The sequence below is a fragment of the Streptomyces sp. NPDC026659 genome, from assembly GCF_040638245.1.
Classification (GTDB): Bacteria; Actinomycetota; Actinomycetes; order Streptomycetales; family Streptomycetaceae; genus Streptomyces.
Window position 1 is genome coordinate 128475 of the sequence record NZ_JBEZXY010000005.1, and the last position, 13934, is coordinate 142408.

Here is a 13934-nt window from a genome sequence, read left to right on the forward strand (position 1 = left end):
CTTACGACGCCGTAGGTTACGGAACCGTAGGGAAGTATTGCCTTCATTCCCGTCCGGTCCCGGCGGCCCGGCACCTGCCCCGACCCTCGACCCCACAGGGGACGCGCATGACCTCAAGTTCCGATGTGATCGACGAAGCCTCACCCGATGCCTCCTCCGCCACGCTGGGCGGCGAGAAGAAGCGCTCGATCGAGCAGATCGCCCTGCTCGTGTTCATCGTCGTGCCGTTCGTGGCCCTGGTGGCGGCCGTGCCGCTGGCCTGGGGCTGGGGCGTGAGCTGGCTCGATCTGGGTCTGCTGGCGCTCTTCTACTTCATCGGCTGCCACGGCATCACCATCGGTTTCCACCGGTACTTCACCCATGGCTCGTTCAAGGCCAAGCGCCCCCTGCGGATCGCGCTGGCGATCATGGGGTCGATGGCGGTCGAGGGCCCGATCGTGCGCTGGGTGGCCGACCACCGCAGGCACCACAAGTTCTCCGACGCCGAGGGCGACCCCCACTCGCCGTGGCGGTACGGCGAGACGCTCCCGGCGCTGATGAAGGGCCTGTGGTGGGCCCACATCGCCTGGATGTTCGACGAGGAGCAGACCCCGCAGGACAAGTTCGCGCCGGACCTGATCAAGGACCGGGCGATCCGGACCATCTCCCGGCAGTTCGTGATGTGGACGACGATCTCGCTGGCGCTGCCGCCGCTGATCGGCGGCCTGGTGACGATGTCCTGGTGGGGGGCCTTCACCGGCTTCTTCTGGGGTTCACTCATCCGGGTGGCGTTGCTGCATCACGTGACCTGGTCGATCAACTCGATCTGTCACGCGGTGGGCAAGCGGCCGTTCAAGTCGCGCGACCGCTCGGGCAACGTGTGGTGGCTGGCGGTCCTGTCCTGCGGCGAGTCCTGGCACAACCTGCACCACGCCGACCCGACGGCGGCGCGGCACGGTGTGGAGCGCGGCCAGATCGACTCCTCGGCCCGGATCATCCGCTGGTTCGAGCAGCTCGGCTGGGCGTACGACGTGCGCTGGCCGTCACGCTCGCGTATCGATTCGCGCCGCAGTGACGGTGCGGACTCCTCCCCGAGCGGGAAGGCCGGCGCCGAGGCGGCATGATTGACGGCGTGGCGACCGACTCCAGCAGCACCCAGGGCAACGACAAGCAGCGGCGGACGCGCCGGACCCGTATGACCGGTGCCGAGCGCCGCCAGCAGTTGCTGGAGATCGGTCGCACCCTCTTCGCGGCGAAGGGCTTCGAGGGCACGTCGGTGGAGGAGATCGCGGCGAAGGCCGGGGTGTCCAAGCCGGTGGTGTACGAGCACTTCGGCGGCAAGGAGGGGCTGTACGCGGTGGTGGTCGACCGCGAGATGCGGCGACTCCTCGACATGGTGACCGGCTCGCTGACGGCGGGGCATCCCCGCGAGCTGTGCGAGCAGGCGGCCTTCGCGCTCCTGGACTACATCGAGGAGTACACGGACGGGTTCCGCATCCTCGTGCGCGACTCGCCCATCCCGCAGTCCACGGGCTCCTTCGCCTCGCTGATCTCGGACATCGCGACCCAGGTGGAGGACATCCTGGGCCGCGAGTTCAAGAGCCGCGGCTTCGACTCCAAGCTGGCCCCGCTCTACGCGCAGGCCCTGGTCGGGATGGTCGCGCTGACCGGGCAGTGGTGGCTGGACGTACGCCGCCCGAAGAAGGCGGAGGTCGCGGCGCATCTGGTGAACCTGGCGTGGCACGGCCTGGACGGGCTTGAGCAGAAGCCGCGGCTGATAGGGCACCGCAAGAACTAGCGCCCCTTTTCAGGGCACCCCTGCTACGACACGACGGGCCCGGTCGGCTCCAGGAACTCCAGGCGGTTGCCGACCGGGTCCTCGGCGTAGAAGCGGCGGTGGCCGGGGAGGTCGCCGTCCCAGGTCACGGGGGCGCCGTGGGCGGCGAGCCGGTCGGCGTACGCCTCGATGTCACGGACCCGGAGCCCGGGGTGGGCCTTGCGGGCGGGGCGGAAGTCCTCCTCGACGCCCAGATGGAGCTGGACCCCGGCCGCCCGGAACCAGCAGCCGCCGCGTGCGGCGAGCACCGGGGGCTTGGGGATCTCGGTCATGCCGAGGGCGCCGGTGTAGAAGGCGCGCAGCACGTCCTCGCTGCCGGCGGGGGCGGCGAGCTGGACGTGGTCGACGGCGACGAGCACGGCTCAGACCTCCCGGACGGCGACGGCGAAGAGACGGCGGAACGGCAGCACCGTGCCGTAGGACGCGCTCGGATAGGCCGCGCGCAGCAGGTCGCGGTACTCGGCGACGAAGGCGTCCCGCGCCTCGGGGTCGTCGGCGAGCGCGGTCAGGGCGGGGCGCAGTCCGGTGCCCTTGACCCAGTCGAGCACCGGGTCCTCGCCGGTGAGGACGTGCTGGTACGTCGTCTGCCACACGTCGGCGGCGAGGCCGAGGCGGGCGAGACGGTCCAGGTAGACGCCGGGGGTGTGGACGGAGTCCGGGCGGCGCAGGACAGCGGCGAGGCGGGACTTCCAGCGCGAGGTGGCCGCGAGGTCGCGCATGAGGGCGTGCAGCGGGGCGTCGGTGTTGTCGGGGACCTGGAAGGCGAAGGTGCCGCCGGGCTTCAGAGCGGCGGTCCAGTCGGCGAAGCGGTCGAGGTGGCCCGGCACCCACTGGAGGGTGGCGTTGGAGACGATCACGTCGCAGGGCTCGTCCGGGGTCCAGGTCCGGGCGTCGGCGGGCGCGAAGTCCAGACGGCCGCCGCCCTCCGTGGGGCCCTCGTGCTCGGTGTGGGCGCGGTCGAGCATCTCGGGCGAGTTGTCGTAGCCGGTGATGTGCGCAGTGGGCCAGCGGGCGGCGAGCAGGGCGGTGGCGTTGCCGGGGCCGCAGCCGAGGTCGGCGACACACGGGCGGGCGCCCGGCGGGTCGGGGACGCGGGCGACGAGGTCGGTGAAGGGGCGCAGGCGGTGACCGGCGTGACGGAGGTACTGGGCGGGGTTCCACTGCGGCGTCGTCATGTCCTCCAGCCTGGCGCGACAGGTTTCTTGATGTCAAGACACTCGACATCAAGAGACTTCACGTCGACACAACCACTACACTGATCTCCATGGAGGACGAGGTCGATCGGCTGGTCGCAGCGTGGCGCCGGGAGCGCCCGGACCTCGACGTGGAGCCGCTGGAAGTACTGAGCCGGGTGAGCAGGCTGGCCCGGCACCTGGACCGCGCGCGCCGGCTCGCCTTCTCCGAGCATCAGCTGGAGCCCTGGGAGTTCGACGTGCTGACCGCGCTCAGGCGCGCCGGGACGCCGTACCAGCTCTCCCCCGGCCAGCTGCTCACCCAGACGCTGGTCACCTCGGGCACGATGACCAACCGGATCGACCGGCTCACCAAGAAGGGCCTGGTCGAGCGGCTGCCCGACCCGAGCGACCGGCGCGGCGTGCTGGTGCGGCTCACCGACACCGGGCGGGACCGGGCGGACGAGGCGCTGGCGGGGCTGCTGGCGCAGGAGCGGGCCATCCTGGGCGAGCTTTCCACCGCACAGCGCTCCGAACTGGCGGGGCTGCTACGCCAGTTGACCGCCCCGTTCGACAACGTCCCCGGCTAGGTCCACCGGGCCCACCCCGGCCCTGCGGGCGAGCGCCACGGCGGCCAGGGTGGAGTGGACGCCGAGCTTGCCCAGCACGTTCTGCATATGGGTGCGCACGGTGTGCGGGGAGAGGAACAGCCGCTCCGCGACCGCCTTGCGGCCGAGCCCCGCGACCATGCAGCGCAGCACCTCCCGCTCGCGCGGGGTCAGCGACTCCACCAGGCGCTCGCTCTCGCTGCGGTGCTTGCGGGCGGCGGTGAGTTCCTTGAGGACGCCGGTGAGCAGGGCGGGCGGCAGGTGCGTCTCGTCGCGCAGGACACCCCGGATGACGGTGAGCAGCCGGGACAGCGAGCAGTCCTTGGCGACCCAGCCGCAGGCGCCCGCCTGGAGCGCGAGGGCGGCCCGCCGGGGCTCGTCCTTCTCCGCGAGGACCACGCAGCGCACGCCCGGCTGGGCGGTGCGGACCCCGGAGACCAGGGAGATCCCGTCGACGTGCCCCTCGGCATCGCCCAGCTGCACGGGGATGGCCGCGCGGCCGCCCGGCAGGGTCCTGCCCAGATCCGCGTCGACCAGCAGGACGTCGTAGCGGCGGCCCTCGGCGGCGGCCCGTTCCAGGCAGCGCAGCGCGGCCGGGCCGCTGCCGGCGGCGAACACGTCGACGTCCGGCTCCGCGGCCAGTGCCGCGGCGAGCGACTCGGCGAAGATGCGGTGGTCGTCGACGACCAGGACTCGGATGCGAACCACGTAACCCCCTATCCCCAGGCTCCGCGCGGGAGCGGGGGAGACCCCAGGCTGGGAGAACGACGACGGCTCGCGGTCACGGCACCCGCGAGGGAGTCGCCCGACCGCGCGGCCCTCACCGTCGCGGACAGTGCTACCCCCCTCGCGGGTGCCGTACCCGCCTGTCTCGCCCCCTGAATCGGCACCGGCCCCCACCGGTACCGCTTCTCAGCGTACGGGCGGGGGCCGTCGGGGGCGGCTAAATTGGCGGAACTGACCGGGCTGCGCGTTTATGGTGTGCCGCATGTTTCGTATCGAGACGGAAGTCGACAAGGACCGACGTGCTCTGCTGCGGGCGCGGCTGCGGGACACCAACACGGCGGCCTCCCCCGTCCTGGCCGCCCTGCGCGACACCCCCGCGGAACGGGAAACCCCGCTCCACGTCTGGGCGTTGGACGCATCGGGCGACCTGGCCGGCGGTCTGGTGGCCCACACCTGGGCCGGCTGGCTCCACATCGCCTACCTCTGGGTCGACGCCCCGCATCGGGGCACCGGCCTCGGCATCCGCCTCCTGACCGAGGCCGAACACCTCGCCCGCACCACCCGCGACTGCGCCCGCTCCCGCGTGGAGACCTGGGACTTCCAGGCCCCCGGCTTCTACCGCAAGCAGGGCTACGAGGTGGTCTGCGAGATCCCCGACTATCCGCCAGGGGTCACGGAGTACACGCTGACGAAACGTCTCGGCTGACCGGGGCGCTCAGCCGAGGCGGCGGGCGCCCTGCGACGGCACCGCCTCGAACACCCGCGGGGCGGTGTACCCGGCGGCCGCGAACGCCTCCTCGACCGCCTTGGTGACGGTGTCCACCGAGGACGCCTCCACCAGCGCGATCGCCGACCCCCCGAACCCGCCGCCCGTCATGCGGGCGCCCAGGGCGCCTGCCGACAGGGAGGTGTCGACCGCGAGGTCCAGTTCCGGGCAGGAGATGCGGAAGTCGTCGCGGAGGGAGGCGTGGCCCTCGGTGAGGAGGGGGCCGATCTCGCGGACGCCGCCCGCCGTGAGCAGCTCCACCACTCGCTCCACGCGGTGGTTCTCGGTGACGATGTGACGGACCAGGCGGCGGACCTCGTCCTCGTCGCCGAGGGCCGACAGGGACGTGTCCAGGTCCTCGTGAGCGATGTCGCGCAACGCGTCCACACCGAGCACGGCCGCGCCCTTCTCGCAGCCCGCCCGGCGCTTGCCGTACTCGCCGTTGCTGTGGGCGTGCTTGACCTGGGTGTCGATGACCAGCAGGCGCAGGCCCTCGGCGGCGAGGTCGAAGGGGATCTGGCGCTGGGAGAGGTCGCGGGTGTCGAGGAAGAGGGCGTGGCCCTCCTCGCAGCAGGCGGAGGCGGTCTGGTCCATGATGCCGGTGGGGGCGCCGACGTAGACGTTCTCGGCGCGCTGGCACAGGCGGGCCAGCCGCCAGCGGGGCAGGCCGAGTTCGTGGAGGTCGTTCAGGGCGAGGGCGACGACGATCTCCAGGGCCGCCGAGGAGGACAGGCCCGCGCCGGTCGGCACCGTGGAGGACAGGTGGATGTCCGCTCCGGTCAGCGCGTGGCCCGCCTCGCGCAGGGCCCAGACGACGCCCGCCGGGTACGCCGTCCAGTCCGCGTCGGAGTCCGGCTCCAGGGCGTCGAGAGCGAGTGCGACGGGCTCGCCCCCGATGTCCGCCGAGTGCAGCCGCAGCACCCCGTCGGTGCGGCGGGAGACGGCCGCCGTCACCTGGTGCGGAAGTGCGAACGGCATCACGAAGCCGTCGTTGTAGTCGGTGTGTTCGCCGATCAGGTTGACCCGTCCCGGCGCCGCCCACACCCCCTCCGGTTCGGCTCCGTACAGCTCGGCGAAGCGTTCCCGGACCGACTCTGCGCCCACTACTGCTCCTTGTGCGTCCGAAGCGCGAACTGCCAGGCGTCCGCGATGATCCCGGCGAGGTCCGCGCGGGAAGGGTTCCAGCCCAGTGTGGTGCGTGCCGTCTCCGCCGACGCCACCAGGACCGCCGGGTCGCCCGCGCGGCGCGGGGCCACGATCTCGGGGACCGGGTGGCCGGTGACCTCGCGGACGGCCTCGATGACCTCGCGGACGGAGAAGCCGTTGCCGTTGCCGAGGTTGCAGATCAGGTGCTCGCCGGTCTTCGCGGCGGCGACGGCGAGGAGGTGGGCCTCGGCGAGGTCGGCGACGTGGATGTAGTCGCGCACGCAGGTGCCGTCCGGGGTCGGGTAGTCGTCGCCGTAGACCGAGATGGCGTCGCGGCGGCCCTGGGCGACCTGGAGGACGAGCGGGATGAGGTGCGACTCGGGGTCGTGCCGCTCGCCGTAACTGCCGTACGCACCGGCCACGTTGAAGTAGCGCAGCGAGACCGCGGCGAGGCCGTGCGCGGCCGCCTCACCGGTGATCATGTGGTCGACGGCGAGCTTGGAGGCGCCGTAGGGGTTGGTGGGCAGCGTCGCGGCGGACTCGGGGATCGGCACCTCGGTGGGCTCGCCGTAGGTGGCGGCGGTGGAGGAGAAGACCAGGCGGCGCACGCCCGCCTCGCGCATCGCGGCGAGCAGCGCCATGGTGCCGCCGACGTTGTTCTCCCAGTACTTCTCGGGCTTCACGACCGACTCGCCGACCTGCGAGAACGCGGCGAAGTGCAGCACACCGTCGTAGGAGGCGTCGAGCCACTTGGCGGCGTCGCGGATGTCACCCTCGACGAAGGTGGCCCCGTCGGGGACGCCCGCACGGAAACCGGTGGAGAGGTTGTCGAGGACGGTGACCTCGTGCCCCGCCTCCAGCAGATGCTGGGCCACCACGCTGCCGACGTAACCCGCGCCACCCGTCACCAGGTACTTCATGAACTCGCAACCTCTCGCAGTCGGTCTGCCGCGCGCTCCGGCGGCACGTCGTTGATGAAGACGTTCATACCGGACTCGGAACCCGCGAGAAACTTCAGCTTGCCAGAAGTGCGTCGGACGGTGAAAAGCTCCAGGTGAAGAGCGAAGTCCTCGCGCTCCGCACCCGGCACACCGGTCGGCCCGAAGGGCGCCTGGTGCCATGCCGCGATGTACGGCGTCGGAGGCTCGCTCACGGCCTCACTCACGGCCTCGCTCACGGTGTCCTCCCCTCCCTCGCGCTCGAAGATCCGGTCGAAGCGCCTCAAGAGTTCCAGATAGACCTGGGGGAACTCTGTGCGCGCGGCCTCGTCGAGGGCGAGCAGATCGGGCACCCGGCGCTTGGGGTAGAGGTGGACCTCGTAGGGCCAGTGCGCGGCGTACGGCACGAAGGCCGCCCAGTGCTCGGTCTCCAGGACGACCCGCTCTCCGGCGAGTTCCCGCGCGAGGACGGCGTCGAAGAGGTTCTCCCCGCCGCTCGCCTCCTTGTGCGCGGCGACGGAGCGGAGCATGAGCGCGGTGCGGGGCGTGGTGAACGGGTAGGCGTAGATCTGCCCATGGGGATGGCCGAGGGTCACACCGATCTCGGCGCCCCGGTTCTCGAAGCAGAACACCTGCTTCACTGCGGGGAGTTGAGACAGCTCAGCGGTGCGGTCGGTCCATGCGTCGAGGACCAGGCGGGCCTGTTCCTCGGTGAGGCCGGCGAAGGACGCGTCGTGGTCGGAGGTGAAGCAGACGACCTCGCAGCGGCCGGAGTCCCCGGCGAGCGAGGGGAAGCGGTTCTCGAAGACCACCACGTCGTAGGAGGAGTCGGGGATCTCGCTCAGCCGCCCGTCCCGGCTCGGGCAGAGCGGGCACTCCTCGGCCGGGGGGTGGTAGGTGCGGCCCTGGCGGTGGGAGGCGACGGCGACGGAGTCGCCGAGCAGCGGGTCGCGGCGGATCTCGGAGCGGGTGACCGTGGGCTCCAGCGGGCGGCGGTCCGCCGCGTCGCGCACGGTGTCGTCGCGCAGGTCGTAGTAGATCAGCTCACGCCCGTCGGCCAGCCGCGTCGGGGTCTTCTTCACGCCGGACTCCTTGATCGACATCCCCGCAGGGCGTCCTCACCCAACCACTCAACACAATCAAACATAACAAACCACAACTCGACAGGGGGCGCACGATCACAATCAAACAAAGAACACCAACAGAACTGTTCAAATACTGAAGGCCGCGGCGTAGGTTCCGCTCTGGATCAGTTCGCGCAACGAAGCGAGTTCTCATGCAGACGTCCCCGACCGGCCCCGCGCCCCTGGCGGCGGGCCACACCTATCTGGCCGCGGAGCTACGGCTCCCCACCAACTGGCTCGATTACACGATCCTGGCCATCTACTTCGTCGTCGTCCTCGGCATCGGCTTCGCGGCCCGCCGCTCGGTGAAGACCAGCCTCGACTTCTTCCTCTCCGGACGCTCGCTGCCCGCCTGGATCACCGGCCTCGCCTTCATCTCGGCGAACCTGGCGGCCACCGAGATCCTGGGCATGGCGGCCAACAGCGCGCAGTACGGCGCGTACACGGTGCACTGGTACTGGATCGGCGCCATCCCGGCGATGGTCTTCCTGGGCCTCGTGATGATGCCCTTCTACTACGGCAGCAAGGTCCGCTCGGTCCCCGAGTTCCTGCTGCTGCGCTTCGACAAGGCCGCCCATCTGCTCAGTTCGATCCTGTTCGCGTTCGCGGCGATCCTGATCGCGGGCGTCAACCTGTACGCCCTCGCGATCGTGGTCGAGGCGCTGCTCGGCTGGCCGCAGTGGGTGGCGATCGTGGTCGCGGGCGCCTTCGTGCTCGCCTACATCACGCTCGGCGGTCTCTCCTCGGCGATCTACAACGAGGTGCTCCAGTTCTTCGTGATCCTGGCCGCCCTCATCCCGATCACCTTCCTCGGCCTGAAGAAGGTCGGCGGCTGGGACGGTCTGACCCACAAGCTGACCGCGCAGCACGGGGAGAACTTCACCACCGCGTGGGGCGGCACCGGCATCGGCGCCGTCAACCCGCTCGGCGCCAACTGGCTGACCATCGTCCTCGGCCTCGGCTTCGTGCTGTCCTTCGGCTACTGGACCACCAACTTCGCCGAGGTGCAGCGCGCCCTGTCCGCGAAGAACCTGTCGGCCGGACAGCGCACCCCGCTGATCGCCGCGTACCCGAAGATCTTCATCGTCTTCCTGGTGATGATCCCGGGCCTGGTCGCCGCCGCCCTGGTCCCGAACATCGGCACCGCCGGCTCCGGGCTCCAGTACAACGACGCGATCCCCTACCTGATGCAGGAACTGCTGCCCAACGGCGTGCTCGGCATCGCGGTCACCGGTCTGCTCGCGGCGTTCATGGCGGGCATGGCGGCCAACGTGTCGTCCTTCAACACCGTGTTCACGACTGACATCTGGGCGCGCTACGTCAAGCCCGGCCAGGAGGACGGCTACTACGTCCGCTTCGGCCGTCTGATCACGGTGATCGGTGTCGCCGCCTCCGTCGGCACGGCGTTCCTGGCGTCCTCGTTCTCGAACATCATGAGCTACCTCCAGACGCTGTTCTCCTTCTTCAACGTCCCGATGTTCGTGGTCTTCATCGTCGGCATGTTCTGGAAGCGCGCCTCGGCCAAGTCCGGCTTCTGGGGCCTGCTCGCGGGCACCACCGCCGCGATGGTCAACTACTTCGTCTTCTACAAGGAGGGCATCATCTCGATCCCCTCCGACCAGGGCGCCAACTTCGTCTCCGCCATCGCGGGCTTCGTCGCGGGCGCGGTCGTGATGGTCGCGGTGTCGCTGTTCACCAAGGCCAAGCCGGCCGACGAACTCCAGGGCCTGGTCTACGGCACCACCTCGCCGGGCATGTCCGAGGCACCGGCCGAGGGCGACGACGCCTGGTACCGCAAGCCCGCCCTGCTCGGCTGGGGCGCCGTCGTCCTGGCCGCCGCCTGCTACATCCCGTTCTCGTTCTGATCGCGGGAGGATGAGGAAACCATGACCGAAGAATCCCCCCGCCCCGAGCACGAGCACGAGCGCGGCGCGACCGAGCAGGACGTCCAGCGCGAGGTCACCGAGCTGGAGGGCAAGTCCGCGACCGCGGCCCGCATCTTCGACCTGCGGCGCATCATCGGCGGCCTGTTCGTCGTCTACGGCGTCATCGTCACGATCGCCGGCATCACCGACTCCCAGGCCGCGATCGACAAGGCCGAGGGCGTCAACATCAACCTGTGGACCGGCATCGGCATGCTGATCCTCGGCGTCTTCTTCCTGGCGTGGCTCAAGCTCCGCCCGACCCCGCCCCCGCTCCCTGCGGAGGGCGTGACCGAGGAGGACCCGGCCCACTAGCCGAGCGGGCACCTGGCGGGGCCGGAGCTGTGCGTCACAGCTCCGGCCCCGTCGTCGTGTGGGGCAGCGGGCCCGCTCTGTCCAGGAGGCCGGTGCGGGCGGCCAGGGCGGCGGCCTCCAGGCGGGAGCCGACGCCGAGCTTCATGAGGACGCGCTGCACATGGGTGCGGGCGGTGCTGGGGGCTATGCCCATGCCCGCCGCGATACGGCGCGTGTCCTCGCCGTCCGCCACCCGGACCAGCACCTCGACCTCGCGCGGGGTGAGCAGCCGCAGCAGCCGCTGGCCCTCGTCGTCGGGCTGGGCGGCGGGGTTGAGCAGCTCCGCGAAGGCGCCCTGGAGGAGCTGCGGGGCCACGGCCGCCTCGCCCGCCCGTGCCTTCATGATGGCCCGCTCGACCCCCTCGATGCGCTCGTCGTGACGGACGTACCCCGAGGCACCGGCCGCGAAGGCCGCCGCGATACCGCGCGGGGACGGCACGGGCCCGAGGACCACCACGGCCACCTGCGGACGCTCCCGCTTGATCCGGACCACCGGGTCGAAGACGCCCGGCTCGGCGGGTGCCGCCGTACCGAGCAGGCACACCTCCGGTGCCCGTGTGATCACCAGCTCGGCCGCGCCCGCCGCCGGTGCCGCCGCCGCGAGCACCCGGTGCCCGCGCAGCTTGAGCGCGGAGGCCAGCGCCTCCGCGAGCAGGCGGTGGTCGTCGACGACCATCAGCCGCACTCCCATACTGCAAACCCCCCAGTCCCCCGGTGGATGCCCCACTATGGACGCCCACCGGTCCCCGGGGACAGAGGGCCCCCCGGCGCCTCGTCCCCCATGTCCCGGAAGTTACACGCTTGTTCGACGTCGCGCCGCCACTATGCGGAGAAGTGCCCCGGACCGATGAAATCCGGGGCACTCGGGGCGGAGCGAGGCGCGGTCAGCCGTCCGTGCCGAAGGCGAGCACCAGGTACTCCTTGCCGTAGGACACCTTGTGCGCGTAGACCGCCGACATGAACAGACGGCCGTTCGCGAACCGGAGTTCCGCGTAGTCCGGGGGCATGGTGGCCTCCGCCTGGTGCACCTCCTGGGTGGCCGGGTTCTCCAGCAGCTTGACCGCCTTGAAGGAGGCGCCGTCGATACCGAGGACCTGGCCGCCCTTGTCGTAGGGCGGGTGGTTGTAGGCGAGCAGGCTGGTGCCGTCCATGCGCAGCGGGTAGAGGGTGTAGCCGTCGCCCGCCGGGGCGCGCTGGCCGGTCTGCTTGCCGGTGGTCAGGTCGAAGGCGACGATCTCGTTGGTCTTGCTGTACTTGTCGCTCGTGCCGTCGTGCTCCTCGGTGGCCAGGTACAGCCTGCCGTTGCCCGCGACGACGCCCCGGCAGTCCTCGACCTTGGTGATGCTGTCGCACTTGCCGCCGTAGGTGTCGCCGGGGGCGGAGATGCGGGTGAGCAGCTTGCCGGTCCTGCCGTCGATGGAGAAGTAGTCCGAGATGCCGCTGCCGTCGCCCGCGCTGTGGCCCACGTCGGCCGCGACGACCAGGGGGACGGTGGAGACCACGGAGGCGTACTCGATGCCGGGGGCCATCTTGTACTCGGAGAGCACCTTGCCCGACTTCGGGTCGATGGTCTGGATGTGCAGCTGCGGGTTGTCGTAGCCGCCGCACTTGCGGACCGCGACGAGCCTGGGGCCGCCGCCGTAACCGACGTCGTAGCAGCCGTCGGAACGCTTGGGCTGCCACAGCGCCTTGCCGGAGTCGATGTCGAACGCGGCGCCGCCGTCGTTGCTGCCCGCGGCGACGGTACGGCCCGAGACGGTGACGTTGTCGAAGGTGACGGGGAAGTCGCCCTCCCCCACCGTCTTCGTCCACAGCAGCGTGCCCTTGGTGAGGTCCACGGCCGCGAGGCGGCTGCAGCCCGCCCTGGTGTCGTTCATCTCCGGCTGGAAGACGATCGCCGTCCGGCCGTCGTCGGTGAGCTGCCTGCTCGCCGCGCAGACCGGGCCGGGGAGCTTGAGCGTCCACTGCCGGGTGCCGTCGGCGGGGTCGTACCCGGTGATCTCCGCGACGCCCGACTTGGCGTACACGTCGTCCGTCAGCCAGGAGCCCGCCGTCCGGACGGTGTTCGCGGTCTGCGGCAGCGGTACCTGGAACAGCATCTTCGAGCCGGGGTCGGCGGGGGCCTTCTCCTTGCCCCCGGTCGCCCCGCCGGACCCGTTCTTCCCGCCGGTCCCGCCGGAGGAGTGCGCGGTGTCCTGCTTCCCGCCGCCACCGCCCGAGTTGGCGTACCAGAACCCGACCCCGGCGATCAGCGCGATCGCGAGCACGGCGGCCACGACGATGTACACCACGGTCCGCTGCCCGGCCGCCTTCGGCGCGGGGTAGGGGGCGGTGGGGTACTGCGTGTACGGCTGCTGCGGCTGCCCCGGGTAGGCGTAACCGGTGGGCGGGGGCGGGCCCTGGGGGTAGCCGTAGTGGGGCTGGGGCGGTGCGGTGGGGTGCGGTTGCGGGGTGGGGTGGGGGTACGGCTGCGGGTACGCGTAGCCGGGGGTGGGGTTGCCGTGCGGGGCGGCGCCGAATCCGCCGGGCTGCTGTCCGGGGGGCGTGCCGAATCCACCGGGCGGCGGGGGCTGGGGTGCGCCGTATCCGCCCGGCTGCGGGGGCTGGGGTGCGCCGAATCCCGGCTGGGCGGCGGCAGCGGGCGGCTGCGGAACGCCGTATCCGCCGGGCTGCGGGGACTGGGGCGTGCCGTAGCCGCCGGGCTGCGGGGCGGATGCGGGCGGCTGGGCCTGCGGCGCGGACCCGAAGCCGGGCGGCTGGGCGGCGGCGGGCGGCTGTCCCTGGGGCGCGCCGAACCCCGGCTGCGGAGCGGCGGCGGGCGGCTGTTGCGCGGGCGCGGGCGCGGCGGGCGCGGCGGGCGCGGGTGCGGCGGGCGGCTGGGCCTGGGGCGGGCCGAATCCGCCGGCCTGCGGGACGGGGGCGAGCTGCGTGGTCGGGGGGTCCTGGGCGACGGGCGCGCTGGAACCGGCCGTCCCCGCAACGGAGTTGACCGGCCCGGCGGCCGGGGCCGCGTCCTGGGGCGCTCCGGCCGCGTCCACCGGCGGAACGGGCTTCAGCAGCGTGGTCGGCGGGTCCTGGGCCTCGGGCTCCTTGTTCAGGGAGGCCCTGGAACCTCCGGGCGTGGCACCGGAGTTGTCCGCCCGCGCGGCCGGAGGCTCGCTCCGGGGCGCTTCGGTGGCGTCCACCGGCGGGACGGGCGCGAGCTGTGTCGTCGGCGGGTCCTGAGGGGCGACGCGGTCGGCCGGGGGCGCCTTCGGGGCGTCCTCGGGCGCGGACTCCGCGCCGGAGTCGCCCGGCTGCGGGTCGTTGGGCGGTGACTGGTTCATGGGGTGGGTACCTCGGGGTGGGGACGCGGGGCCAGG

14 protein-coding genes are annotated in these 13934 nt (G+C 71.7%); 6 read left to right on the forward strand and 8 right to left on the reverse strand.

What is annotated here, in order from left to right; all coding sequences use genetic code 11:
- The first annotated feature begins 107 nt into the window (after window positions 1-107).
- Together AB0E91_RS14715 and AB0E91_RS14720 are read left to right on the forward strand one after the other, a co-directional pair.
- Window positions 108-1103: an acyl-CoA desaturase gene (locus tag AB0E91_RS14715; protein ID WP_361780428.1), complete on the forward strand. Its 996-nt coding sequence runs from the start codon at window positions 108-110 to the stop codon at window positions 1101-1103.
- Window positions 1100-1777: a TetR/AcrR family transcriptional regulator gene (locus tag AB0E91_RS14720; RefSeq protein WP_161179559.1), complete on the forward strand. Its 678-nt coding sequence runs from the start codon at window positions 1100-1102 to the stop codon at window positions 1775-1777. Before AB0E91_RS14715 ends, AB0E91_RS14720 begins: the two co-directional genes overlap by 4 nt.
- Before the next feature lie 23 nt (window positions 1778-1800).
- Here AB0E91_RS14720 and AB0E91_RS14725 read toward each other — a convergent pair whose 3' ends face one another.
- Together AB0E91_RS14725 and AB0E91_RS14730 are read right to left on the reverse strand one after the other, a co-directional pair.
- Window positions 1801-2175, reverse strand: a complete 375-nt coding sequence (locus tag AB0E91_RS14725) for a VOC family protein (RefSeq protein ID WP_361780432.1) — start codon at window positions 2173-2175, stop codon at window positions 1801-1803.
- 3 nt (window positions 2176-2178) lie between these two features.
- Entirely contained in the window at window positions 2179-2991 is an 813-nt protein-coding gene (locus AB0E91_RS14730) for a trans-aconitate 2-methyltransferase (RefSeq protein ID WP_361780435.1), read from the reverse strand.
- A gap of 89 nt (window positions 2992-3080) precedes the next feature.
- On the opposite strand from AB0E91_RS14730, the gene tamR reads away from it, so the two are divergent.
- On the forward strand, window positions 3081-3578 hold the full coding sequence (gene tamR, locus AB0E91_RS14735; RefSeq protein ID WP_361780438.1) for a MarR family transcriptional regulator TamR: 498 nt from the start codon (window positions 3081-3083) through the stop codon (window positions 3576-3578).
- Here the strand turns inward: tamR and AB0E91_RS14740 are convergent.
- A complete protein-coding gene (locus AB0E91_RS14740; protein WP_161179563.1) occupies window positions 3537-4304 on the reverse strand; it encodes a response regulator transcription factor in 768 nt (255 codons plus the stop codon). The two genes, tamR and AB0E91_RS14740, sit on opposite strands and share 42 nt — an antisense overlap.
- A 268-nt stretch (window positions 4305-4572) precedes the next feature.
- Between AB0E91_RS14740 and AB0E91_RS14745 the strand changes: the two genes are divergently transcribed.
- A complete protein-coding gene (locus AB0E91_RS14745) occupies window positions 4573-5028 on the forward strand; it encodes a GNAT family N-acetyltransferase (protein WP_361780441.1) in 456 nt (151 codons plus the stop codon).
- 9 nt (window positions 5029-5037) lie between these two features.
- Here the strand turns inward: AB0E91_RS14745 and galK are convergent, their stop codons facing one another.
- Genes galK through galT form a run of 3 tightly spaced genes read right to left on the reverse strand, consistent with a single transcriptional unit; the run spans window position 5038 to window position 8254 of the window.
- Window positions 5038-6192, reverse strand: a complete 1155-nt coding sequence (gene galK / locus AB0E91_RS14750; protein WP_361780444.1) for a galactokinase — start codon at window positions 6190-6192, stop codon at window positions 5038-5040.
- Window positions 6192-7154 carry a UDP-glucose 4-epimerase GalE gene (gene galE, locus AB0E91_RS14755; protein ID WP_361780447.1) on the reverse strand — a complete coding sequence of 321 codons (963 nt, stop codon included), beginning with the start codon at window positions 7152-7154 and terminating at the stop codon, window positions 6192-6194. The genes galK and galE overlap by 1 nt, the downstream gene beginning before the upstream one ends.
- Window positions 7151-8254, reverse strand: a complete 1104-nt coding sequence (gene galT, locus AB0E91_RS14760) for a galactose-1-phosphate uridylyltransferase (RefSeq protein WP_361780450.1) — start codon at window positions 8252-8254, stop codon at window positions 7151-7153. The genes galE and galT overlap by 4 nt, the downstream gene beginning before the upstream one ends.
- Window positions 8255-8448: 194 nt before the next feature.
- Between galT and AB0E91_RS14765 the strand changes: the two genes are divergently transcribed.
- Together AB0E91_RS14765 and AB0E91_RS14770 are read left to right on the forward strand one after the other, a co-directional pair.
- On the forward strand, window positions 8449-10161 hold the full coding sequence (locus AB0E91_RS14765; protein WP_361780453.1) for a sodium:solute symporter family protein: 1713 nt from the start codon (window positions 8449-8451) through the stop codon (window positions 10159-10161).
- Window positions 10162-10182: 21 nt separating this feature from the next.
- Window positions 10183-10533: a hypothetical protein gene (locus tag AB0E91_RS14770; RefSeq protein WP_361780456.1), complete on the forward strand. Its 351-nt coding sequence runs from the start codon at window positions 10183-10185 to the stop codon at window positions 10531-10533.
- Between the two features lie 34 nt (window positions 10534-10567).
- Here AB0E91_RS14770 and AB0E91_RS14775 read toward each other — a convergent pair whose 3' ends face one another.
- Together AB0E91_RS14775 and AB0E91_RS14780 are read right to left on the reverse strand one after the other, a co-directional pair.
- A complete protein-coding gene (locus AB0E91_RS14775) occupies window positions 10568-11263 on the reverse strand; it encodes a response regulator transcription factor (RefSeq protein ID WP_018548168.1) in 696 nt (231 codons plus the stop codon).
- Window positions 11264-11456: 193 nt separating this feature from the next.
- Window positions 11457-13898 (reverse strand): PQQ-binding-like beta-propeller repeat protein, encoded by a 2442-nt coding sequence (locus tag AB0E91_RS14780; RefSeq protein ID WP_361780460.1) that lies wholly within the window; start codon window positions 13896-13898, stop codon window positions 11457-11459.
- Window positions 13899-13934 lie beyond the last annotated feature (36 nt).

Coding starts and splice junctions, on each gene's coding strand:
- AB0E91_RS14715 (WP_361780428.1), top strand. CDS start 108: ATGACCTCAAGTTCCGATGTGATCGACGAAGCCTCACCCGATGCCTCC.
- AB0E91_RS14720 (WP_161179559.1), top strand. CDS start 1,100: ATGATTGACGGCGTGGCGACCGACTCCAGCAGCACCCAGGGCAACGAC.
- AB0E91_RS14730 (WP_361780435.1), bottom strand. CDS start 2,991: ATGACGACGCCGCAGTGGAACCCCGCCCAGTACCTCCGTCACGCCGGT.
- tamR (WP_361780438.1), top strand. CDS start 3,081: ATGGAGGACGAGGTCGATCGGCTGGTCGCAGCGTGGCGCCGGGAGCGC.
- AB0E91_RS14745 (WP_361780441.1), top strand. CDS start 4,573: ATGGTGTGCCGCATGTTTCGTATCGAGACGGAAGTCGACAAGGACCGA.
- galE (WP_361780447.1), bottom strand. CDS start 7,154: ATGAAGTACCTGGTGACGGGTGGCGCGGGTTACGTCGGCAGCGTGGTG.
- AB0E91_RS14765 (WP_361780453.1), top strand. CDS start 8,449: ATGCAGACGTCCCCGACCGGCCCCGCGCCCCTGGCGGCGGGCCACACC.
- AB0E91_RS14770 (WP_361780456.1), top strand. CDS start 10,183: ATGACCGAAGAATCCCCCCGCCCCGAGCACGAGCACGAGCGCGGCGCG.
- AB0E91_RS14775 (WP_018548168.1), bottom strand. CDS start 11,263: ATGGGAGTGCGGCTGATGGTCGTCGACGACCACCGCCTGCTCGCGGAG.
- AB0E91_RS14780 (WP_361780460.1), bottom strand. CDS start 13,898: ATGAACCAGTCACCGCCCAACGACCCGCAGCCGGGCGACTCCGGCGCG.